At 72.7% G+C, this 21,872-nt stretch carries 19 protein-coding genes; 14 read left to right on the top strand and 5 right to left on the bottom strand.

Features of this window, described 5'->3' with window-relative positions; genetic code table 11:
* Positions 1-278: 278 nt before the first annotated feature.
* On the bottom strand, positions 279-1,421 hold the full coding sequence (locus ACGH2B_RS11015; RefSeq protein ID WP_399087509.1) for an NADH-quinone oxidoreductase subunit D: 1,143 nt from the start codon (positions 1,419-1,421) through the stop codon (positions 279-281).
* Between the two features lie 147 nt (positions 1,422-1,568).
* On the bottom strand, positions 1,569-2,618 hold the full coding sequence (locus tag ACGH2B_RS11010; RefSeq protein ID WP_399087507.1) for an SAM-dependent methyltransferase: 1,050 nt from the start codon (positions 2,616-2,618) through the stop codon (positions 1,569-1,571).
* A gap of 226 nt (positions 2,619-2,844) precedes the next feature.
* Here ACGH2B_RS11010 and ACGH2B_RS11005 point away from each other — a divergent pair, with 226 nt between their 5' ends.
* The 3 genes from ACGH2B_RS11005 (at position 2,845) to ACGH2B_RS10995 (ending at position 5,955) form a co-directional block, all read left to right on the top strand.
* A complete protein-coding gene (locus ACGH2B_RS11005; RefSeq protein WP_399087505.1) occupies positions 2,845-4,041 on the top strand; it encodes a sensor histidine kinase in 1,197 nt (398 codons plus the stop codon).
* Positions 4,042-4,325: 284 nt separating this feature from the next.
* A complete protein-coding gene (locus ACGH2B_RS11000; RefSeq protein ID WP_399087503.1) occupies positions 4,326-5,015 on the top strand; it encodes a response regulator in 690 nt (229 codons plus the stop codon).
* A 229-nt stretch (positions 5,016-5,244) separates the two neighbouring features.
* The gene (locus ACGH2B_RS10995; protein WP_399087501.1) at positions 5,245-5,955 is read left to right on the top strand and encodes a glycoside hydrolase family 75 protein; all 711 of its coding nucleotides are present in this window, start codon (positions 5,245-5,247) and stop codon (positions 5,953-5,955) included.
* A gap of 127 nt (positions 5,956-6,082) precedes the next feature.
* On the opposite strand, the gene ACGH2B_RS10990 is transcribed toward ACGH2B_RS10995, so the two are convergent.
* Together ACGH2B_RS10990 and ACGH2B_RS10985 are read right to left on the bottom strand one after the other, a co-directional pair.
* Complete coding sequence (locus tag ACGH2B_RS10990; RefSeq protein ID WP_399087499.1) at positions 6,083-7,186, bottom strand: DUF5937 family protein; 1,104 nt, start codon at positions 7,184-7,186, stop codon at positions 6,083-6,085.
* A 517-nt stretch (positions 7,187-7,703) separates the two neighbouring features.
* Positions 7,704-8,951: a threonine aldolase family protein gene (locus ACGH2B_RS10985; RefSeq protein WP_399087497.1), complete on the bottom strand. Its 1,248-nt coding sequence runs from the start codon at positions 8,949-8,951 to the stop codon at positions 7,704-7,706.
* A 332-nt stretch (positions 8,952-9,283) separates the two neighbouring features.
* Here ACGH2B_RS10985 and ACGH2B_RS10980 point away from each other — a divergent pair, with 332 nt between their 5' ends.
* From ACGH2B_RS10980 to ACGH2B_RS10935, 10 genes are all read left to right on the top strand, one after another.
* On the top strand, positions 9,284-10,363 hold the full coding sequence (locus ACGH2B_RS10980; RefSeq protein ID WP_399087495.1) for a Rossmann-like and DUF2520 domain-containing protein: 1,080 nt from the start codon (positions 9,284-9,286) through the stop codon (positions 10,361-10,363).
* Entirely contained in the window at positions 10,360-11,550 is a 1,191-nt protein-coding gene (gene panC, locus ACGH2B_RS10975) for a pantoate--beta-alanine ligase (RefSeq protein ID WP_399087493.1), read from the top strand. The genes ACGH2B_RS10980 and panC overlap by 4 nt, the downstream gene beginning before the upstream one ends.
* Entirely contained in the window at positions 11,550-13,370 is a 1,821-nt protein-coding gene (locus tag ACGH2B_RS10970; protein WP_399087491.1) for an L-aspartate oxidase, read from the top strand. The genes panC and ACGH2B_RS10970 overlap by 1 nt, the downstream gene beginning before the upstream one ends.
* Positions 13,371-13,434: 64 nt before the next feature.
* On the top strand, positions 13,435-14,496 hold the full coding sequence (gene nadC, locus ACGH2B_RS10965; protein ID WP_399087489.1) for a carboxylating nicotinate-nucleotide diphosphorylase: 1,062 nt from the start codon (positions 13,435-13,437) through the stop codon (positions 14,494-14,496).
* Positions 14,497-14,501: 5 nt separating this feature from the next.
* Complete coding sequence (locus ACGH2B_RS10960; protein WP_399087487.1) at positions 14,502-15,299, top strand: type III pantothenate kinase; 798 nt, start codon at positions 14,502-14,504, stop codon at positions 15,297-15,299.
* 197 nt (positions 15,300-15,496) lie between these two features.
* The gene (locus ACGH2B_RS10955) at positions 15,497-16,129 is read left to right on the top strand and encodes a hypothetical protein (protein WP_399087486.1); all 633 of its coding nucleotides are present in this window, start codon (positions 15,497-15,499) and stop codon (positions 16,127-16,129) included.
* 44 nt (positions 16,130-16,173) lie between these two features.
* Complete coding sequence (locus tag ACGH2B_RS10950; protein WP_399087484.1) at positions 16,174-16,353, top strand: hypothetical protein; 180 nt, start codon at positions 16,174-16,176, stop codon at positions 16,351-16,353.
* A 172-nt stretch (positions 16,354-16,525) separates the two neighbouring features.
* Positions 16,526-17,062: a BlaI/MecI/CopY family transcriptional regulator gene (locus ACGH2B_RS10945; RefSeq protein WP_399096921.1), complete on the top strand. Its 537-nt coding sequence runs from the start codon at positions 16,526-16,528 to the stop codon at positions 17,060-17,062.
* 15 nt (positions 17,063-17,077) lie between these two features.
* A complete protein-coding gene (locus ACGH2B_RS10940) occupies positions 17,078-17,596 on the top strand; it encodes an amino-acid N-acetyltransferase (RefSeq protein ID WP_399087482.1) in 519 nt (172 codons plus the stop codon).
* Positions 17,597-17,753: 157 nt separating this feature from the next.
* Positions 17,754-18,089: an Lsr2 family protein gene (locus ACGH2B_RS10935; RefSeq protein ID WP_030289381.1), complete on the top strand. Its 336-nt coding sequence runs from the start codon at positions 17,754-17,756 to the stop codon at positions 18,087-18,089.
* Here the strand turns inward: ACGH2B_RS10935 and ACGH2B_RS10930 are convergent.
* Positions 18,020-18,760, bottom strand: coding sequence for an SCO3374 family protein (locus ACGH2B_RS10930; protein ID WP_399087480.1), 741 nt, complete (start codon positions 18,758-18,760; stop codon positions 18,020-18,022). The genes ACGH2B_RS10935 and ACGH2B_RS10930 overlap by 70 nt on opposite strands.
* Positions 18,761-19,262: 502 nt before the next feature.
* On the opposite strand from ACGH2B_RS10930, the gene ACGH2B_RS10925 reads away from it, so the two are divergent.
* Entirely contained in the window at positions 19,263-21,791 is a 2,529-nt protein-coding gene (locus ACGH2B_RS10925) for an ATP-dependent Clp protease ATP-binding subunit (protein ID WP_399087478.1), read from the top strand.
* Positions 21,792-21,872: the final 81 nt, after the last annotated feature.

Raw genomic sequence — 21,872 nt, 5'->3', positions numbered from 1 at the left:
CGCGTAGGCCGGGACCGGCCCGAGCGACCGGCCCCGAGCCGGCGGCCCGGCCGGGGCCCGAGCCGATGACCCCGGCCCCGGCCGTGAAACGAAGACGCCGGCCCCTCCCCGAACGTGTGGGGGAGGGGCCGGCGTCGTGCGTACCGCCCGGGACGGGGCCGTCGCGGGCGTCGGCGGTACGGCCCACGGGAACGTCAGCGACGGTCCGGGGGACGTCGGGGGCGTCGGGAGCGGCCCCGGGGACGTCGGTACCGGCAAGAGGGGCCGTTACCCGTCGCCTACTTGTCGATGTCGCCGACGACGAAGAAGAGAGAGCCCAGGATCGCGACCATGTCCGCGACGAGGGTGCCGGGCAGGAGCTCCGTCAGGGCCTGGATGTTGTTGTACGACGCGGAGCGCAGCTTCAGGCGGTACGGGGTCTTCTCGCCCTTGGAGACGAGGTAGTAACCGTTGATGCCGAGCGGGTTCTCCGTCCACGCGTACGTCGCGCCCTCCGGGGCCTTCAGCACCTTCGGCAGCCGCTGGTTGACCGGGCCGGGCGGGAGCTGCGCGAGGCGGTCCAGGCAGGCGTCGGCGAGATCGAGGGCGTTGTGGCTCTGCTCCAGCAGGCACTCGAAGCGGGCCAGGCAGTCACCCTCCTCTCGCACGGCGACCTTCAGCGTGTCCTGGAGGTCGGCGTAGGCGAGGTACGGCTCGTCGCGCCGCAGATCGAAGTCGACGCCGGACGCCCGCGCGATCGGCCCGGACACCCCGTACGCGTGCACCGCCTCCCGGGACAGGACACCGACGCCGCGGGTGCGGCCGCGGAAGATCTCGTTGCCCAGCACCAGATCGTCGAAGACACCCATGCGGGAACGGACCTGCGCGACGGCGTGGCGCGCGCGGTCCGTCCAGCCCGCGGGCAGGTCCTCCTTGAGGCCGCCGACGCGGTTGAACATGTAGTGCATCCGGCCGCCGGAGACCTCCTCCATGACCGTCTGCAACTCTTCCCGCTCCCGGAAGGCGTAGAAGACCGGCGTGATGCCGCCCAGCTCCAGCGGGTACGAGCCGAGGAACATCAGGTGGTTGAGGACGCGGTTCAGCTCCGCAAGCAGGGTGCGCAGCCACACGGCCCGCTCGGGGACCTCCATACCGAGCATCCGCTCGACGCCGAGGACCACACCCAGCTCGTTGGAGAACGCCGACAGCCAGTCGTGGCGGTTGGCGAGCATGATGATCTGGCGGTAGTCCCGCGCCTCGAACAGCTTCTCCGCGCCCCGGTGCATATAGCCGATGACCGGCTCCGCGTGCTGGATCCGCTCGCCGTCCAGCACCAGACGCAGCCGCAGCACGCCGTGCGTGGAGGGGTGTTGCGGGCCGATGTTCAGCACCATGTCGGTGCTCTCCGCCGCGCCGCCGATGCCGACCGTCGTCTCCGTCATGGGAACAGTCTCGCAGCACCCCACGGGACACCCGTAAAACCCCTCCGGACCCGCCCGCCCGCCGCGGACCGGGGCCCGCACGGTACGGCGGCCCCCACCGGCACCCACCGGCGCGCACCCCCTGGCCCGCGCCCCCTCCCGTACGGCTCACGCCTCCGGGCGCAGCAGCTCCGCGCACTCCGCGCCGACCGGTTCGACGAGCCAGCCGAAGCCGCCGAGACCCGCCGGATCGGTCAGCTCCGCGGCGGCGCCCGCGGCCGACAGCGCCCGTACGTACCCGGCGGGGTCGGTGGACGCGAGTGCCAGTGGCGGACGGCGGCCCGTCACCCCCAGGGAACGCAGGGCCGCCCGCTGCGAGAGGAGCCGGCCGGCCGGGCCGGCGCACGCGTCGAGCGCCACATGCGCGGTCACATCGGCCGTACCGTCCGGGACCGGCGGGACCTCACGGCCCTCCCGGAACCCGGTCAGCGTGCCGAACGGCGGCCGGTCCGCCCGGGTGTGCGCGTAGTCGGCGGCGACCGCCAGCCCCGCGTCCAGACAGCGGACCGCCCGCGCCCACGCCGCGTCCCGGGGCCGCCCGATCTCGCCGCGCGTCCCCGGGACGGGCGGCGCCGCGCCCGACGGCCGCGGCTCCCCGGGGGCGAGACCCGGCCACCACCGGGCCAGCCAGGCGGCGTCCGGCCCGTCGACCTCCCCGCCGAGCCGCTCCGTACCGTCCGCCCGGACCAGCACCCGCCGCACCACACCGTCCTCGTCCGCCTCCACGACATCGACCGGGACGTTGTCCAGCCACTCGTTCGCGAACAGCAGCCCCACCACCGAGCCCGGCTCCGGCAACCGCGCCGACCAGCCGATCCGCGGATCGAGCCGGTCCGGCCGGGCGGCCCGCTCCACCGCGTACGGACGCAGCCGCGCCGGAAGGTCCCCGGGGGTGTTCTCCAGGGCGGCGAGGACACCGGCCAGCAGCTCGCCGCGGCCGGCGCCGACATCGACGAGGGCCAGTTCGTCCGGGTGCCCGAGCGCCGCGTCCACCTCCCGCAGCAGCCGCGCGACGGCCCCGGCGAACAGCGGCGAGGCATGCACCGACGTACGGAAATGCCCCGCGGGCCCGGGGCCACCGGGCCGGGTGTAGAAACCACCGGGCCCGTACAGGGCCGCCTCCGCCGCATCCCGCCAGCCGCACCACTCGCTCGTCACCGCACCACGGTACGGGCGGACGCACCACGGGCCGGGCGGCGGGGAGGGGCCTGGCCCGGGGCGCGCGCCTGTGACGTGCGGCGGGGCGCCGGGGCGGCGACGCACCGGAGGACGGCCCACCGTCCTCCGTACGCACGCCGTCTCCACCTTCCGGAGTAGAGCCGTCCGGCAGGATCGCTCCTCCGGCTGACCTCCGCCCCCGTACGCCCTGCCTACGCTGGGTGACGTGCAGCGTCTCTACGACTTCTTCCGCCGGCACCCCACGGGGGTGGACTCCTTCTGGGCGTTCCTCCTGCTGGCGTTCAACGGTCTGTGGGTCATGTCGCTGGAGGCCACGGAGGTGGTCGTCGCGATCTTCATCAGCCTCGGGCTCTGCACCGTCATCGCGCTGCGCCGCAGATGGCCCGAGAAGATGCTGCTCCTCGCCATCCTCATCGGCCTCCTCCAACTGTTCTTCCACTCGGGCTCCAACCCGGCCGACTTCGCGATGCTCGTCATCGTCTACACCGTCGCCTCCGGCACCACCCGCTGGGCGTCCCGGCTGGCACTGACCGGCGCCTGCCTCGCGCCGACCCTCTTCCTGATGCGCTTCGGCGATCCGGCCCCCGAACGCTCCTCCTGGGAAGCCGCTTTCGTCACCGTCCTGCTCACCGTCCCCTTCGTCCTCGCCTGGGTGCTCGGCGACTCCGTCCGCACCCGGCGCGCGTACTGGGCGCAGTTGGAGGAGAAGGCGGAACGGCTGGAGAAGGAACGCGAGGCACAGGCCCGGATCGCCGTCGCCGCCGAACGCGCCCGCATCGCCCGCGAACTCCACGACGTCGTCGCGCACAACGTCTCCGTCATGGTCGTCCAGGCCGACGGCGCCGCGTACGTCCTCGACAACGCGCCCGACCAGGCCCGGCAGGCACTGGAGACCATCTCCGGCACCGGACGGCAGGCCCTCGCCGAGATGCGGCGGCTGCTCGGCGTGCTGCGCACCGGCGAACAGCCCGAGGGCGGCGAGTACGTCCCGCAACCCGGCGTGGAACAGCTCACCGACCTCATCGACCAGGTACGCGGCGCCGGACTGCCGGTCGACTTCCGCGTCGACGGCGCCCCGCGGCCCCTGCCCAGCGGCGTCGGACTCACCGCGTACCGCATCGTGCAGGAAGCGCTCACCAACACCCGCAAGCACGGCGGCCCCGACGTGGGCGCGACGGTCCGCCTCACCTACGGGGACGCCGAACTGGAACTCCTCATCGAGGACGACGGCCGCGGCGCGCAGCGCGAACTGTACGAGGAAGGCGGCGTCGACGGCCTCGGTCACGGCCTCATCGGCATGCGCGAGCGGGTCGGCATGGTCGGCGGCAGCCTGGAGGCGGGCCCGCGCGAGGGCGGCGGCTTCCGCATCGACGCGGTGCTGCCGCTGCGGCCCGAGCGGTGAGGGGTGAGCGGGGCCGGGCGGCGGTCCGGGCGGGGCGCGGTGGTGCGGTCGGTGGAGGCCGGTGGTGCTCGTGGCGTGGTTCCATTCGTCCGTCCGTTCCTTCCGGGCGGGGTGCCGGGGCCGGGGCCGGTTGCGGGGCCTGCCGGTCCGGGGCCGTCCGGGGTGCCGCTCCCGCCGTCACCGTCCCGGCCTGGTCCGCGCGTCCTGACCCGCACTCCTGATCCGTCCGTTCCGTACCCGCGCTCCGCGCGCCGCCGTTCCGCATGTGAAGGGGAACCCCTGCCATGACCATCCGCGTGATGCTCGTCGACGATCAGGCGCTCTTGCGCACCGGATTCCGGATGGTGCTGGCGGCGCAGCCCGACATGGAGGTGGTCGCCGAGGCGGGCAACGGTGTGGAGGCGCTGGAGGTGCTGCGCGCCACGAAGGTCGACGTGATCCTCATGGACGTCCGGATGCCGCACCTGGACGGTGTCGAGGCGACGCGGCGGATCTGCGGCGAGGGACGTGCCGAGGACGCACCGAAGGTACTGATCCTGACCACCTTCGACCTCGACGAGTACGCGTTCTCCGCCCTCAAGGCCGGAGCCAGCGGCTTCATGCTCAAGGACGTCCCGCCGGGCGAACTGCTCACCGCGATCCGCGCCGTGCACAGCGGTGACGCGGTCGTCGCCCCGTCCACCACCCGCCGGCTGCTGGACCGGTTCACGCCGATGCTGCCCGCCACCGGCGCCGAGCCGTCCCGCCCCGAACTGGGCCGGCTGACGGAACGCGAACGGGAGGTCCTGCTGCTGGTCGCCCAGGGGCTGTCGAACGGTGAGATCGCGGCGCGGCTGGTGCTCTCCGAGGCCACCGTCAAGACCCACGTCGGCCGCATCCTCACCAAGCTGAGCCTCCGCGACCGCGTCCAGGCCGTGGTCCTCGCGTACGAATCGGGGCTGGTCCGGGCGGGCGGCGGGGGAGCGGCGGGCTGAGGCACAGACGGGGGCGGGCGCGTCCGCCGGGCGCGGCGGGCGCGGAGCGCAGGAGTGCGGGGGCCGTGCCGGACGGTCGTGCTCCGGGCGGGCCCGCGGCCGTGCTCCGGGCGGGCGATCCTGACGGGCCGGGGCGCGGCGCCCCGTACGACTCCTTGACGGGGACACGTAAAGAAGAGCAGATTGGGCGCGCTCGGTAAGGAAACTTTCCTAATCGAAGGGTTCCCCAGTGCGGACAGGAAACCTCGCTCTCGCCACCGTCGCCGGCGCCGCGCTGCTCACCGCAGCCGCCCTGCCGGCCACCGCCCAGCCGGCCCACGCGCCCGCCGTCGCCAAGGCCCGCCCCCTCCAGGAAGGCAGCGTCAGCGCCGCCGACCTGCTGGCCAAGCTCAAGGGCTGCGACCAGCTCTCGAACGGCAAATACCGCACCGACGAGGAGACCTCCGCCACGGTCCCCGTCTGCGGCAAGAACGGCGCGGTCTTCTGGAAGGCCGATATGGACATCGACTGCGACGGCCAGATCACCGACCGGTGCAACAAGCAGACCGACCCGTGGTTCCAGGACGACACCAGGTTCCACCAGTCCGACGGCGAACCGCTCAACGCCGCCGAACTGCCCTTCGTCGTCGTCCCCAGCTCCAGCGGCATCTGGGACTACACCAAGCACGGCATCAAAGGCGGCGGTGTCGTCGCCATCATCTACAACAACCAGGTCGAATACGCCGCCGTCGGAGACACCGGCCCCGACAAGATCATCGGCGAAGCCTCCTACGCGGCCGCCAAGAACCTGGGCATAGACCCCGACCCGGAGACCGGCGGCGCCGACTCGGGCGTCACCTACCTCCTCTTCAAGAACTCCCGGGCAACGCCCATCGAAAGCCACGAAGCGGCGATCAGCCGAGGGGACGAACTGGCCAAGAAGTTCTTGGGGGAGAACTGAGCTGAGGGGGAGGTGGGGGGAGGGCTGGTGGCTGGTGGGTTTCCGGGGCAGGGGGCCCTGGTAGGGCGGGGAGCGTTCTCTCCCCCGGGGGGCTCCCCCCCCCGCCCCCCACCCTCCCCTCCACCCCCTACCGCAGTACCCCCTCCAGAAAGTCGCTCCCCAGCCGTGCGACCACCTGGAGGTCCAGTTGGTGCAGCACGTACCGGCCGCGGCGCCGGGTCTGGATGAGTCCGGCTTTTTTGAGCGCCGCGATGTGCCGGGACACCTCGGGCGGTGTGATGCCGAACGTGTTCGCCAGTTCGCCCGTCGTGTGCGGTCCACGCGACAGTGACCGGCACAGCTTCATCCGCATCGGGTGCGCCAGCGCGTCGAGGCGCTGGTGGACGAGTTCCAGCGTGGCCGGTGCGGGCAGTTCGGGGCTCGCCACCGGGTACTGGACCACAGGGCGCCAGCCCGGCGCATGGCTGATCAGCAGATGAGGCCAGCCGAACGATGTCGGGATGAGCGTCACCCCCGGATCGTCGGCGTCCGCGAACGCCGTGGTCCGGCCGCCGGCGAGTTTGTCGACGATGACGCGTTCGCCGCCGTCGGGCGTGCTCTCCAGGGAGAGCGCGGTCGAGGTGGCGGGCAGCGTCTCGGCGAGGCCCTTGCGGCGGAGCAGCTCCGTCTTGTGCCGGGCGTCGGCGGCCAGTTGGATGCCGACGCGTCGCCAGATGTCTCCGAAGAACGCCTCCTCACAGTCCTCGAACAGTCTCCTGAGCCATATCCGCAGCCCGTCCGGGTCGGTGAGCATGCGGTCGGTGAACGCGGCCTGCCGCGGGCCGCGGGCCGCGGCCATCTCCCGTACGCGGGCGCGTTCCTCCGCGTCCACGAGGGGCGAGGGCGTGCAGCGGGTGTACGTGGTGGTGCAGGAGATCTCGAAGGCGGCGGCCACGAACCGTTCGTCGTCGATCGTGTCCATCGTGTCGAGCTCGTCGGCCAGCGTCGCTCCCGGGCGGGCCGGCAGCAGCAGGTCCGAGCGGGCGGACCGCCACAGGAAGTCCGCCTCGCACAGCCGGTCGGCGAGGTCGGTCTTCAGCCCGGACGAGGTCGCCGTGACCCAGCCGTGCAGCCCCGGGTGGTGGCCCGGTTCGGACAGCGCGTGCAGCGCGGCGCCCAGTTCCGCGAGGGGCGACGGCGAGAAGACGATGCGCTCGGGCGGGAGCCCGGTGATGTCGATGACGTTGGCCATGTCCTCATCATGCGCTCGCCCGGGACCTGCGGGAACGTCGTTTGACGGCTCTCGTCAATCGGCGCGCGCCGCTGCCTGGAGCTGCCCCAGGGTGAGGGCATGAACGCCAGCCAGCAGCATCTTCTCGACGCCTACCGTGCCGCACAGCGGGGCGAGGCCCCGCCCGTCCGACCGGACGTCGCCACCGTCCGTACCGTCCGCGAGATTCTCCTGTGGAGACGCTTCACCTCCGTTCTCACCGCTCCCGCCGATCGCTTCCCGGCCCGCGCGCTGCGTGCCCTTCGGGGCCTGCGGGCGTCCTTTCCGCGCCCCCGTTCCTTCCACCCGGGCAGCGGAGCCTTTCGCCGTACGCCGTCCGGTATCGCTGTCCGCGCCGCCACCGGAGACCCGGCTCGCACCGGGCGGCGTACCGGGGACGGAGCCGGGCGCCGCGCGGCCACCCCGTGCGGCTAGACCGGCCCGCCGCGCCGCACGGCGCTGTGCCGCGACTGCCGCGACGTCGGGGTGGCCCGGCGGCTCAGGTGGTGGCTGTCCGCGCGACGAAGTCCGCCAGCGCCGCCCGTATGTCGTCCGCCGTCCACTCCAGTGCGGGCGCCTGCACCGTCACCTCCGTGGTCGCGAGACCTGGGGTGGCGTCGTCGAACCAAGCTGTGAACAGGGACGTCCCCGTCTCCCGCGTCTGCCGCAGACCAGCCTCGTTCAGCGTCTGCGCCGGATACGGCAGCCACAGCCGGAACTGATGGGTGTGCGGCGTCCGTGGATGCACGCGGAACCACGGCGCGGGCGATGCCGCCAGCGCCTCCGTGAGGGCCTGTGCGACGACCTTCGCCTGCGCGACGTACGCGGGCAGGCGCGGCAGTTCACCGTCCAGCCCGGCGAGTGCGGTCAGCGCCGTCGGCCACTGCTGGAAGAGCTGCCCGCCGTAGCGGTGCCGCCAGGCGCGCGTCTCCTCGATGAAGCTTTCGCTGCCCACCAGTGCGGCGCCGCCGATGCCGCCGAGCGACTTGTAGAACGAGACGTACACGCTGTCGGCGAGGGCGGCGATCTCCGGGAGCCCGCGCCCGAAGTGGGGCGCGCATTCCCAGAGGCGCGCCCCGTCGAAGTGGATCACCGCGTCCCGCTCCCGGGCCGCCTCGACGGTCGCCGTCAGCTCCTCCCACCCGGGCAGGACGAACCCGGCGTCCCGCAGTGGCAGTTCCAGCGCCAGGGTGCCGAACGGTTCCTGGAGCGCGTGGATCTCGGCGGCCGTCGGGGTGCGTGGTTCGTCGGTCGGGTGGACCATCCGCAGGCCGCTGACCGTGGCGTACGCGTCGCGCTCGTGGACCTCCATGTGGGACAGGGGGTGGCCGGCGACGGTGGCGTTGCCCGTGCGTCCGGCCCAGCAGCGCAAGGCCACCTGCTGCGCCATCGTCCCCGTGGGGAAGAACGCGGCGGCCTCGGCGCCCAGGGCGTCGGCGGTCCGGCGTTCCAGCTCACCGATGACGGAGTCGTCGTTGCCGTACATGTCGGGCCAGGTGTCGAGGTCGCAGACGCCCGGGGCGTCGGCGAGGAGACCGTCGAGCCGTTCGCGGAGGGTCTGCGGCCGGGCAGCCAGGGTCCGCTTCGCGCCGTGCGCCGCCGAGAGCCGCCGCTGCCGGTCGCCGACGGCCGGCTCCGCGCCGGGAGCGGCCGTCGGCGCCGGGTGCCGATCGGGCTGTTGAGCAGCTCGTCGGTCGTGGTGGTGATCGTGGTGGTGATCATGGTCGTGCCGGGTGTTCCCGCGCATGGTGCCCCCGTCCGTGCCGGTCTCCGCCGAGCCGGTGCTCCGCGTCGTTGCCTCGATGATGGCGCACGCGGCACTGCCCCCGCTCGGCCTGTGGATAACTCCCTGCAATGCGCCGCAGTTACGTGTCTGACCTGCGTAAACAGTTACGCAAGGTGGCACGGCGGGACGGGGGAGCGGGGTGCGGCGCGGCGGGCGGGCCGGGTCGGGCGAAGGTGTGGAAGGCGGCCCGGCGATGCCCTTCGCCGGCCCCGGAGGTGGCCCGAAACACTCGCGTAGCATGGCGATGAATCGTCCGGTACCCCCTGCGGACTGGAACGGAAGGCCATCGCCACGTGAACGCAATCCCACCCATCGAGGCCCAGGACCGCCCGGCCCGACTGACCGTCGGCGTGGTCGGCGCGGGCCGTGTCGGTCCCGCCCTCGCCGCCTCACTCCAGCTCGCCGGGCACCGCCCGGTCGCCGTCTCCGGGGTCTCCGACGCCTCCGTACGGCGCGCCGCGGCCCTGCTGCCCGAGGTGCCCCTGGTGCCACCCGCCGAGGTGCTGGCCCGGGCCGACCTCGTCCTGCTGACCGTCCCGGACGACGCGCTGGCCGGTCTGGTCGCGGGGCTCGCCGAGACCGGTGCCGTCCGCCCGGGACAGCTCCTCGCGCACACCTCCGGCCGCTACGGGACGGCCGTGCTGGATCCGGCCACCAGGGCGGGCGCGCTGCCGCTCGCGCTCCACCCGGCGATGACGTTCACCGGCACGCCCGTCGACGTCCAGCGGCTGGCCGGTTGCTCCTTCGGCGTCACCTCGCCCGAGGAGCTGCGGATGGCCGCCGAAGCCCTGGTCATCGAGATGGGCGGCGAGCCCGAGTGGATCGCGGAGGAAGCCCGTCCGCTCTACCACGCGGCCCTCGCGATCGGCGCCAACCACCTGGTCACCCTGGTCGCCCAGGCGATGGAACTGCTCCGCACCGCCGGTGTCGGAGCGCCGGACCGGATGCTCGGCCCGCTGCTCGGCGCGGCCCTCGACAACGCCCTCCGCTCCGGTGACGCGGCCCTGACCGGCCCGGTGGCGCGCGGCGACGCCGGCACCGTGGCCGCGCACGTCGCCGAGTTGCGCGAGCACGCACCGCAGGCCGTCTCCGGCTACCTGGCGATGGCCCGTACGACGGCCGACCGGGCGCTGGCCCACGGCCTGCTCAAGCCGGAGCTGGCCGAGGACCTGCTCGGCGTCCTCGCCGACGCCACACCCCCGGGGCGGCCGGGCGGCACCGCCGCCCCCGGAGACGGCCGGGGAGACGCCCTCCCCGGAGACGGCGCCCCGGAACCCGGCGCCCCCGGGGAGGACACCGATCCGCCGCACGGCCCCGGACGCCCCCGGAACGACGCCCCGGACGACGGCCCCGAGGGAGACGACCCCCGATGACCACCGCCATCCCGGACCCCCACCAGGCTCCCGGCGTGCACCCGGCCCCTTCCCCCCGGCTCCTCCACACCGCAGCCGAACTCCGCGCCACGGCGCGCGGCGACGGTCCGCGCGCCGTCGTCATGACGATGGGCGCCCTCCACGAAGGGCACGCCACCTTGATGCGCGCCGCCCGGGAACGGGTCGGGCCCCACGGCCAGGTGGTCGTCACCGTCTTCGTCAACCCGCTGCAGTTCGGCGCGGGCGAGGACCTGGACCGCTATCCGCGCACCCTGGACGCCGATGTCCGCGTCGCCGCCGGTGCGGGCGCCGACGTCGTCTTCGCGCCGTCTGTCGACGAGGTCTACCCGGGCGGCGAACCGCAGGTCAGGATCGCCGCCGGACCGATGGGCACGCTCCTGGAGGGCGCCAGCCGCCCCGGGCACTTCGACGGCGTCCTCACCGTCGTCGCCAAGCTGCTGCACCTCACCGCCCCGGACGTCGCGCTGTTCGGCGAGAAGGACGCGCAGCAGCTCGCCGTCATCACCCGGATGGCCGCCGACCTGAACTTCCCCGTGGAGATCGTCGGCGTCCCCACCGTCCGGGAGGACGACGGGCTGGCCCGCTCCAGCCGCAACCGCTACCTCTCCGCCGCCGAACGCCGCACCGCCCTGGCGCTGTCCACGGCGCTGTTCGCCGCCCGGGACCGGCTCACCGCCGAGGAAGCGCTGCGCGCCCGCGCCGGGGCCGACGGACCGCGCTCCCGGCGCCGCTCCGAGGCGCTGGCCGCCCTGGGCGAGGAGCGGGCCGCCGCGGACGCCCACGCCGTCGCCCGGGCCGCCGCGGGCCCGCCCGGACCCGCCGTGGCGCGCGCCGCCGCCCACGCCGTCCTCGCCGACGCCGCGCGCCTCGACCCGCCGCTGGAGCTGGACTACCTCGCACTCGTCGACCCGTCGGACTTCACCGAGGTCCCCGACGGCTACCAGGGCGAAGCGGTCCTGGCACTCGCCGCCCGCGTCGGCACCACCCGCCTCATCGACAACATCCGCCTCCACTTCGGCCCCGGCACCGCCCCAGGGCGCGACGCGCACACCCCGGGCGCGTCCCAGGGGCCCGTGCGCCCCCGTGGAGGGGCGGCCGTAACCTCACCGCAGGCCCCCGGCGGGGCCCCGTCCGACGAACCCCAAGGCCCCCTCGGAGCGTCCTGATGACCGCCACCGGAACAGGCACCGTCCCCACCGGCATACGGCTGACCGCGCCCGCCCCGGGCTGGGCCATCGACGCCGACGTCGTCGTCGTGGGCTCCGGCGTCGCGGGCCTGACCGCCGCACTGCGCTGCGCCGCCGCCGGACGCCGCACCGTCGTCGTCACCAAAGCGCGCCTGGACGACGGCTCCACCCGGTGGGCGCAGGGCGGCATCGCCGCCGCCCTGGGGGAGGGCGACACCCCGGAACAGCACCTGGCGGACACCCTCGTCGCCGGCGCCGGACTCTGCGACGAGGACGCCGTCCGCACCCTCGTCACCGAAGGGCCGGCCGCCGTCCACCGCCTCATCGGGACGGGCGCCCGGTTCGACCCCACCCCGGGCGGCGAGGGCATCGCCCTCACCCGGGAGGGCGGCCACCACCGCCGCCGCATCGCGCACGCGGGCGGCGACGCGACCGGCGCGGAGATCTCCCGCGCCCTGGTCGCCGCGGTCCGCGCCGCCGGGCTGCGCACCATCGAGAACGCGCTCGTCCTCGACCTGCTGACCGACGAACGGGGCCGCGCCGCGGGCGTCACCCTGCACGTCATGGGCGAGGGCCGCCACGACGGCGTGGGCGCCGTCCACGCCCCCGCCGTGGTCCTCGCCACCGGCGGCATGGGGCAGGTCTTCTCCGCCACCACCAACCCGGCCGTCTCCACCGGCGACGGTGTCGCCCTCGCCCTGCGGGCCGGGGCGGAGGTCTCCGACCTGGAGTTCGTGCAGTTCCACCCGACCGTCCTCTACCTGGGGGCCGAAGCGGAAGGACAGCAGCCGCTCATCTCCGAGGCGGTCCGCGGCGAGGGCGCCCACCTGGTCGACGCGGACGGCCACCGCTTCATGGCGGGACAGCACGAACTCGCCGAACTCGCCCCGCGCGACATCGTCGCCAAGGCGATCATGCGCCGCGCCCACGAGACCGGCACCGACCACATGTTCCTCGACGCCCGGCACTTCGGCGCCGCCATGTGGGAGACCCGCTTCCCCACCATCCTCGCCGCCTGCCGCAGCCACGGCATCGACCCCGTCACCCAGCCGATCCCGGTGGCCCCCGCCGCCCACTACGCCTCCGGTGGCGTCCGCACCGACCTGTGGGGCCGTACGACGGTCCCCGGGCTCTACGCCTGCGGCGAGGTGGCCTGCACCGGCGTCCACGGGGCGAACCGCCTCGCCTCCAACTCCCTCCTGGAGGGCCTGGTCTTCGCCGAACGCATCGCGACGGACCTCACCACGGACGCGCCGGACGCCGACGCCGCCCCGGGAGAGCAGGGCGGAGCCACCGCCCCGGACACGGCCGCCTCCCCGGGCACGCCGCCCTGGGCCCCCGCCGCACCCGAGGGCACCCCGGCCCTGCCCCTCCTCGCCCCCGAGGCGCGGACCCAGGTGCAGCGCGTCATGACGGACGGCGCCGGGGTGCTGCGCAGCGCCGGCAGTCTCGCGCGGGCCGCCGCGGCGCTCGACCGGCTCCACCAGGACGCGGCCGCGGCCGGCGGCGACGGCGCCCCCGACCTCAAGGCGCCCGAGCCCGGCGTCGAGGCGTGGGAGGCCACCAACCTGCTCTGTGTCGCCCGCGTCCTCGTCGCCGCGGCACAGCGCCGGGAGGAGACCCGCGGCTGCCACTGGCGCGAGGACCACCCCGGACGCGAGGACGCCGCCTGGCGCCGCCACTTCCGCATCACCCTCGGCACCGGCCGCACCCTCGCCGTCCACACCACGAAGACCGCGGCCTTCCCGCCGACGGCACCGGGCCCGAGCGCGCCCGCCCCCGGCGCACCGTCCGCCTGACGCGCCCCCACCGGACGTCTCACCACCCGCCACACCCGCCCCTTCCCGATACGGAGCCCATCCCGTGAGCAGCACCCCCGACGACCTCCCCCTCCTCCAGATCGGCATCGGCAGGCCGTCGGCCGAGGCGCCCGCCGGCGGCTGCGGCGACGCCTGCGGCTGCGGCGGGCCCGACGAGGGTTACGACCTGGACCCGCTGACCTGCGGCCTCGACCCGGACCTCGCCGCCCTCCTGGTGGCCTCCGGGCTCGACCCCGTCCAGGTGGAGGGCATCGCCCACCTCGCCCTGGAGGAGGACCTCGACGAGGGCGTGGACGTCACCACCGTCGCGACCGTCCCCGAGGAGTCCGTCTCCACCGGTGACTTCACCGCCCGTCAGGCCGGTACGGTCGCCGGGCTCCGGGTCGCCGAGGCGGTGCTCTCCCTGGTGTGCACCGAGGAGTTCGAGGTCGAGCGGCACGTCGAGGACGGCGACCGCGTCGAGGCCGGCACCACCCTCCTCAGCGTCACCACCCGCACCCGCGACCTGCTCACCGCCGAACGCAGCGCCCTCAACCTCCTCGGCCGCCTCTCCGGCATCGCCACCGCCACCCGCGCCTGGGCCGACGCCCTGGAGGGCACCGGCGCCAAGGTCCGCGACACCCGTAAGACCACCCCCGGGCTGCGCGCCCTGGAGAAGTTCGCGGTGCGCTGCGGCGGCGGCGTCAACCACCGCATGTCGCTGTCGGACGCCGCGCTGATCAAGGACAACCACGTCATCGCGGCAGGCGGCGTCGCCGAGGCGTTCACCGCCGTACGCGACGAGTTCCCCGGCGTGCCGATCGAGGTCGAGGTCGACCGCCTCGACCAGATCCCGCCGATCCTCGCCGAGGGCGCCGACCTGATCCTCCTGGACAACTTCACCCCTGAGCAGACGGAGGAGGCCGTCGCCCTGGTGGCCGGCCGCGCGATCCTGGAGTCCTCCGGGCGCCTCACCCTCGACAACGCCGCCCGCTACGGCCGCACCGGCGTCGACTTCCTCGCCGTCGGCGCCCTCACCCACTCCGCGCCGGTCCTCGACATCGGCCTCGACCTGCGCGAAGAGGCCCCCGCCGCCCCGGCCCACGACGAGCACGAGGACCGCTGACCGCCATGCTGCTGACCATTGACGTGGGCAACACCCACACCGTCCTCGGACTCTTCGACGGCGAGGACATCGTCGAGCACTGGCGGATCTCCACCGACGCCCGCCGCACCGCCGACGAACTCGCCGTCCTGCTTCACGGCCTGATGGGCACGCACCCGCTCCTGGGCGACGACCTCGGCGACGGCATCGACGGCATCGCCATCTGCTCCACCGTCCCCTCCGTCCTGCACGAACTGCGCGAGGTCACCCGCCGCTACTACGGCGACGTCCCGGCCGTCCTGGTCGAGCCCGGCGTCAAGACCGGCGTGCCGATCCTGATGGACAACCCGAAGGAGGTCGGCGCCGACCGGATCATCAACTCGCTGGCCGCCGTCGAGCTGTACGGCGGCCCGGCCGTCGTCGTCGACTTCGGCACCGCCACCACCTTCGACGCGGTCAGCGCCCGCGGTGAGTACGTCGGCGGCGTCATCGCGCCCGGCATCGAGATCTCCGTCGACGCCCTCGGCGTCCGCGGCGCCCAGCTCCGCAAGATCGAACTGGCCCGGCCGCGCAGCGTCATCGGCAAGAACACCGTCGAGGCGATGCAGTCCGGCATCCTCTACGGCTTCGCCGGCCAGGTCGACGGCGTCGTCCGCCGGATGGCCCGCGAACTCGCCGACGACCCGGACGACGTGACCGTCATCGCCACCGGTGGCCTCGCCCCCATGGTCCTGGGCGAGGCCACCGAGATCGACGAGCACGAGCCCTGGCTCACCCTGATCGGCCTCCGCCTCGTCCACGAACGCAACGTCGCCCGCTCCTGAACGGCCCGGTACGGCCCCGCGCCCGACCCGCGCCGCCCGTACCACCACCCTCTCCCGATCGGCCCGCACGGCCCCCGGCAGGCGCCCCCGAGGCGCCACCCCGGGGGCCGCGCCCTTTCCCGCCCGGGACCGCCCGTCCCACGCCGCCTCCATCCCGTTAAGCAGCTTTTGTCCTGATTGCACGTAAAGTCCGCTGCATGCCTATGCCATACGGAACCCGCGGCGGCATGGTGTTCAGCGCCGACGAACTGCGCGTGCTCCGCCGCGCCCTCGCCCACGCCCGCCGTCCCGCGCCCGCCGCCCCGCCCGGCCTCACCGGACCCGAGCGCCCCGTGGAGCCGCAGGAGTACCTCCGGCTGGCCGAGGCCGTCGACGAGGCGGAACGCGAAGGCGCCCGGCTGCGCGCCTTCCTCCTCGCCGACCTCGCCCGCTACCGCGCCGCCCTCCCCGGCGCCGCCCCCGGCTACCTCGCCCGCCTGGACGAGGCCCTCGCCACCGGCTGCACCCCCGCCGCCGACGACCTCGCCGCCCTGCGCACCCTCGCCCCGCGGGCCGCCGGGCCCGCCGAACGCGACCGCCGCACCGGACTGCTCCACCGCTGCGAGGACCGCGCCGGACGGACCGCCCGCCCCCGCCCGGCGGACACCCGCCTCAGGACCCTCCCGGCCGCCCGCAGCGCCGACGAGCCCCGCCCCGCACCCGGCCCCGCGTCCCGCCCGGCCCCGCGCCCCGCACCCAAGGCGCCCCGGCCCGACCGCCCCGTCCCCACCCCGGGGGAGGTCTTCCCGCCCCGCCGCCCCACGCCGCCCCCCGCGGCCCGCACGGCCTGAGCGCTGCGTACCCTGGAATCCTCACGCCCCAAGGAGGCCCCGCCATGCAATACGTCGCCGCGCTCTTCCCGCCCGCACTAATGGCCGTGGCGTTCACCGCGTTGATTGTGGTCATGGTCAAGAGCCAGGGCGGTCAGAACAAGGCCAAGGAAGACGCCGCGGTCGACGCCGCGCTCGCCGAATCGGCGGCTTCCGGCCAGAAGCCCGCCGCGCGCGGCGTCTGATCCACGACGCAATCCGGCGAACGCCGCCACCCGCACTTCGTACGGCCCGGGATTCCTCCCGGGCCGTACCTCGTTTTTCCCGTGCAAACGCACCCGATGAACCGGCAATCGCGACATCTCCCACTATTGTTCAAGTGTGCCGAGACGATTGGGTGAGCTGGAAGACGCGGTCATGACGCGGGTCTGGGAGTGGAACCGCCCGGTCACCGTCCGGGAAGTTCTGGAGGACCTGCAGAAGGAACGGTCGATCGCGTACACGACCGTCATGACGGTATTGGACAACCTCCACCAGAAGGGCTGGGTCCGGCGCGAAGCGGAAGGCCGTGCCTATCGATATGAAGCGGTCTCCACCCGCGCCGCATACTCGGCCGCACTGATGAACGAGGCGTGGTCCGCGAGCGACAACCCGGCAGCCGCTCTTGTCGCCTTCTTCGGCATGATGTCGGCGGAACAACGCAAGGCACTGCGTGATGCCGTCCATATGGTTCAGATCGACGCGGTGACCCCGCCGGCAGAACTCGCCGAAGCCGCGGAAGGCCCCGCCGCCCCCGAACGGACATCCGGCACCGGACTCGCCGAAGAGACGGAAGACACTCGCCCGAACACTTCCCGGACACCCGCGGCGGCACCGGAAGAAGTCACGGAAGAGCCGCACCGCACCGCCCCGGCGGAAGGCGATGAACCCGGAGCGGACGCGCGCGGCACGTAGCGATAGCGTCGCCGCATGCCTCCGCATTCAAAAGGGCTCACCGTCCGCCGCGCCAGGACCGCAGATGTGCCCGCCGTACGTCACCTCATCGACTCGTACTCCCGTGACGGCATCCTGCTCGACAAAGCCACCGTCACGCTTTACGAGGACATCCAGGAGTTCTGGGTCGCCGAACGCGACGAGGACGGCGAGGTCGTCGGCTGCGGCGCCCTCCACGTGATGTGGGAGGACCTCGCCGAGGTCCGCACGCTCGCCGTGGACCCGCAGCTCAAGGGCGCCGGCGTCGGTCATCAGGTCCTGGACAAGCTGCTGCGGACCGCGAGCTGGCTCGGCGTGCGGCGCATTTTCTGTCTCACCTTCGAAGTCGACTTCTTCGCCAAGCACGGCTTCGTCGAGATCGGTGAGACTCCCGTGGACGGTGATGTCTACAGCGAGCTGCTGCGTTCCTATGACGAGGGAGTGGCGGAGTTCCTCGGTCTCGAACGAGTGAAGCCCAACACCCTGGGCAACAGCCGCATGCTTCTGCACCTCTGACCGGCGTTCTATGTCCGAATCGCGCCCCTATCCCATGGCCAGGACACGACGTGTTCCCCGGTGCACAGGCAAGTGAACCCTACCCGGGGGTTTGTGTTTTTCAGGGAAAAGCGGTTTGCTTTCCGTCGTAATCCGCATTCGATGAAAGGGAAACCCGGTGGCACAGAAGGTTCAGGTTCTTCTTGTCGACGACCTCGACGGTGGCGAGGCCGACGAGACCGTGACGTTCTCTCTCGACGGCAAGTCCTACGAGATCGACCTCACCACCGCCAACGCGGACAAGCTGCGTGAGTCTCTTGCCGACTTCGTGAAGGCGGGCCGTCGTACCGGAGGCCGTTCCGCTTCCGGCCGCGGCAAGGCGCGTGCGGCTTCCGGTGGCAGCCAGGACACCGCGAAGGTGCGCGCATGGGCCAAGGAGAACGGCTACAACGTCAATGACCGCGGCCGTGTCCCCGCCGACATTCGCGAGGCATACGAGAAGGCCAACGGCTGATCGCCTCCGGCGCGATCCGTTTGGCCATTACGAGCACGCAGCAACCGGGCCCGGTGGCATTCCGTAGCCGCCGCGCTCACGAGTCGTACGAGGTCGGGGGCGCCGCCGCGTCCCCCGAAACCTGCCCCGATCCCCGTGACGGGCAGGGAATTCTCGGCCTCGTATCCCGGTTCGGGAGGCCGCATCCAAACCGCGGCCTCCCGCGAGCCGATTCCGCATGACGACTGCCCGGAAGTGGGGAATGACGGAGCGGGCATCCGTTCTCCGGTGCCCCGCGCCGTGAGATCGGGCACGAGTGAGCCCCACTCCAGCCATTCCAGGATTCCGGGCAGTTCCTCGGCGCCACCCACTGCCACGAGCATGAGTATTTTCGGCCGATCGACGCGGGAAATCCCGTCGGTACCGGACGGAACACTCCCGGCGGGGCACACCGCCGCCCCGGGGCCGGACGTCGCACAGGGGTGACCGCCCCAAAGCGCGACCGGCCCGGTGCCCGGCAGCCGCCGCAGCACCGCCCGGCCCGCGTCCGCGGGCATCTCCAGAACGTCGAACCGCACCCCCGTCAGCAGCTCCGGCGGCTCCCCGGGGGCCGTCGGCCAGCCGAGTTCCCGCTCGTACCGGCGGCGCAGGGCGGCGAAAGGCGTACGGGGACGCGGGAGCGCGCGGGCCATGCCCGGTGAACTCCCGGAACCCGGGAAGGTTACGCAGGGTCGACGGCTGACTGCGTTCTGTATGGGTATGGGTGCCGGACGGGGGCCCGGATCGGTCCCGCGGTGTTCGCCCGTAGCGGATGGACAGGGTCCGTGCCGCATGGAGTGTCAGTGGCGGCGGGTAAGACATTCATCATGGGAAAAGACGGTGTGACGGCGCACGACGCCCGGATATCGGCGGCAGAGCCGGTTTCCCGGACGCCGCGCCGGAACGGGCCGCGTTCGCCACGGGCGTAGTGGTGGTGGGCGTATATGCCTGGCCTGCGGGAACATCGTCTCGCACCATCGGGTTGGAGCAGTTGTCGGCTGTTCGGGGCAGGTGACGTCCCTACGAGAGTGGGGTGAGCCGCGTACGGGTGTCGGCAGTTGGAATGAGCTGTCCCGCCCTGCGGGACTAGCATGCGGAAGGACAGGGAGGGGACCGCCCCCTTCACTGCCCGACCGCTCTGAGGAGCGATTTACGATGTTCGAGAGGTTCACCGACCGCGCGCGGCGGGTTGTCGTCCTGGCTCAGGAAGAAGCCCGGATGCTCAACCACAACTACATCGGCACCGAGCACATTCTCCTGGGCCTGATCCACGAGGGTGAGGGTGTCGCCGCTAAGGCCCTGGAGAGCCTCGGGATTTCGCTCGAGGCGGTCCGCCAGCAGGTGGAGGAGATCATCGGGCAGGGCCAGCAGGCTCCGTCCGGCCACATTCCCTTCACCCCCCGTGCCAAGAAGGTCCTGGAGCTCTCGCTCCGCGAGGCCCTTCAGCTCGGCCACAACTACATCGGCACCGAGCACATCCTGCTCGGCCTGATCCGCGAGGGTGAGGGCGTCGCCGCCCAGGTCCTCGTGAAGCTGGGCGCCGATCTCAACCGGGTGCGGCAGCAGGTCATCCAGCTGCTCTCCGGCTACCAGGGCAAGGAAGCCGCCACCGCCGGCGGCCCGGCCGAGGGCACGCCCTCGACCTCCCTCGTCCTGGACCAGTTCGGCCGCAACCTCACGCAGGCCGCCCGGGAGACCAAGCTCGACCCGGTCATCGGGCGCGAGAAGGAAATCGAGCGGGTCATGCAGGTGCTGTCCCGCCGCACCAAGAACAACCCGGTCCTCATCGGCGAGCCCGGCGTCGGCAAGACCGCCGTCGTCGAGGGCCTGGCGCAGGCCATCGTCAAGGGCGAGGTGCCCGAGACCCTCAAGGACAAGCACCTCTACACCCTCGACCTCGGCGCGCTGGTCGCCGGCTCCCGCTACCGCGGTGACTTCGAGGAGCGCCTGAAGAAGGTCCTCAAGGAGATCCGCACCCGCGGCGACATCATCCTGTTCATCGACGAGCTGCACACGCTGGTCGGTGCGGGCGCCGCCGAGGGCGCGATCGACGCCGCCTCCATCCTCAAGCCGATGCTGGCCCGTGGTGAGCTGCAGACCATCGGTGCCACCACGCTCGACGAGTACCGCAAGCACCTGGAGAAGGACGCCGCGCTGGAGCGCCGCTTCCAGCCCATCCAGGTCGCGGAGCCGTCGCTGCCGCACACCATCGAGATCCTCAAGGGCCTGCGGGACCGCTACGAGGCGCACCACCGGGTGTCCATCACGGACTCCGCGCTGGTCGCCGCTGCGACCCTCGCCGACCGTTACATCTCGGACCGCTTCCTGCCGGACAAGGCCATCGACCTCATCGATGAGGCCGGCTCCCGGATGCGCATCCGCCGGATGACCGCGCCGCCGGACCTCCGCGAGTTCGACGAGAAGATCGCCGACGTGCGCCGCGAGAAGGAGTCCGCGATCGACTCGCAGGACTTCGAGATGGCCGCCGGTCTCCGCGACAAGGAGAAGCAGCTCCTGGCCGCGAAGGCGAAGCGGGAGAAGGAGTGGAAGGCCGGCGACATGGATGTCGTCGCCGAGGTGGACGAGGAGCTGATCGCCGAGGTCCTGGCGACGGCCACCGGCATCCCGGTCTTCAAGCTCACCGAGGAGGAGTCCTCCCGGCTGCTGCGGATGGAAGACGAGCTGCACAAGCGCGTCATCGGCCAGAAGGACGCCATCAAGGCGCTCTCGCAGGCCATCCGCCGTACCCGTGCCGGTCTGAAGGACCCCAAGCGTCCCGGTGGATCGTTCATCTTCGCCGGCCCGTCCGGTGTCGGTAAGACGGAGCTGTCCAAGACGCTCGCCGAGTTCCTCTTCGGCGACGAGGACGCGCTGATCTCCCTCGACATGTCGGAGTTCAGCGAGAAGCACACCGTCTCGCGGCTCTTCGGTTCGCCTCCCGGCTACGTCGGCTACGAAGAGGGCGGCCAGCTCACCGAGAAGGTGCGCCGCAAGCCGTTCTCCGTCGTGCTCTTCGACGAGGTCGAGAAGGCCCACCCGGACATCTTCAACTCGCTGCTGCAGATCCTGGAGGACGGTCGCCTGACCGACTCCCAGGGCCGGGTCGTGGACTTCAAGAACACCGTCATCATCATGACGACGAACCTCGGCACCCGGGACATCTCCAAGGGCTTCAACCTGGGCTTCGCCGCCCAGGGCGACGTCAAGACCGGCTACGAGCGGATGAAGAACAAGGTCAACGAGGAGCTGAAGCAGCACTTCCGCCCCGAGTTCCTCAACCGTGTCGACGACACCGTCGTCTTCCACCAGCTCACCGAGGAAGACATCATCCAGATCGTCGACCTCATGATCGCCAAGGTGGACGAGCGGCTGAAGGACCGCGACATGGGCATCGAGCTCAGCGGCGAGGCCAAGTCGCTGCTGGCCAAGCGCGGGTACGACCCGGTGCTCGGCGCCCGTCCGCTGCGCCGCACGATCCAGCGCGAGATCGAGGACACCCTCTCGGAGAAGATCCTCTTCAACGAGCTGCGCCCCGGTCACATCGTCGTCGTCGATGTGGAGGGCGAGGGCGACTCCGCCGCCTTCACCTTCCGCGGCGAGGAGAAGTCGGCCCTGCCGGACGCGCCGCCGATCGAGTCCGCGGCCGGTGGCTCCGGTCCGACGAACCTGAGTAAGGACGCGTAACGCGTGACGGCCCTGCGCCTGGCGTAGTGGCTGTGGCACCGCCCCGGACCCTGGTTATGGGTTCGGGGCGGTGGTGTTTTT

Source organism: Streptomyces sp. BBFR2 (assembly GCF_044497305.1).
Taxonomy (GTDB): domain Bacteria; phylum Actinomycetota; class Actinomycetes; order Streptomycetales; family Streptomycetaceae; genus Streptomyces.
This window is presented reverse-complemented; position numbering and strand designations above follow the sequence as displayed.

Excerpts from the sequence above, each read along its gene's own strand:
- ACGH2B_RS11015 (WP_399087509.1), bottom strand. The coding sequence starts at position 1,421 with ATGACGGAGACGACGGTCGGCATCGGCGGCGCGGCGGAGAGCACCGAC.
- ACGH2B_RS11000 (WP_399087503.1), top strand. The coding sequence starts at position 4,326 with ATGACCATCCGCGTGATGCTCGTCGACGATCAGGCGCTCTTGCGCACC.
- ACGH2B_RS10990 (WP_399087499.1), bottom strand. The coding sequence starts at position 7,186 with ATGGCCAACGTCATCGACATCACCGGGCTCCCGCCCGAGCGCATCGTC.
- ACGH2B_RS10985 (WP_399087497.1), bottom strand. The coding sequence starts at position 8,951 with ATGCGCGGGAACACCCGGCACGACCATGATCACCACCACGATCACCAC.
- panC (WP_399087493.1), top strand. The coding sequence starts at position 10,360 with ATGACCACCGCCATCCCGGACCCCCACCAGGCTCCCGGCGTGCACCCG.
- ACGH2B_RS10970 (WP_399087491.1), top strand. The coding sequence starts at position 11,550 with ATGACCGCCACCGGAACAGGCACCGTCCCCACCGGCATACGGCTGACC.
- ACGH2B_RS10960 (WP_399087487.1), top strand. The coding sequence starts at position 14,502 with ATGCTGCTGACCATTGACGTGGGCAACACCCACACCGTCCTCGGACTC.
- ACGH2B_RS10955 (WP_399087486.1), top strand. The coding sequence starts at position 15,497 with ATGCCTATGCCATACGGAACCCGCGGCGGCATGGTGTTCAGCGCCGAC.
- ACGH2B_RS10950 (WP_399087484.1), top strand. The coding sequence starts at position 16,174 with ATGCAATACGTCGCCGCGCTCTTCCCGCCCGCACTAATGGCCGTGGCG.
- ACGH2B_RS10945 (WP_399096921.1), top strand. The coding sequence starts at position 16,526 with ATGACGCGGGTCTGGGAGTGGAACCGCCCGGTCACCGTCCGGGAAGTT.
- ACGH2B_RS10940 (WP_399087482.1), top strand. The coding sequence starts at position 17,078 with ATGCCTCCGCATTCAAAAGGGCTCACCGTCCGCCGCGCCAGGACCGCA.
- ACGH2B_RS10930 (WP_399087480.1), bottom strand. The coding sequence starts at position 18,760 with ATGGCCCGCGCGCTCCCGCGTCCCCGTACGCCTTTCGCCGCCCTGCGC.
- ACGH2B_RS10925 (WP_399087478.1), top strand. The coding sequence starts at position 19,263 with ATGTTCGAGAGGTTCACCGACCGCGCGCGGCGGGTTGTCGTCCTGGCT.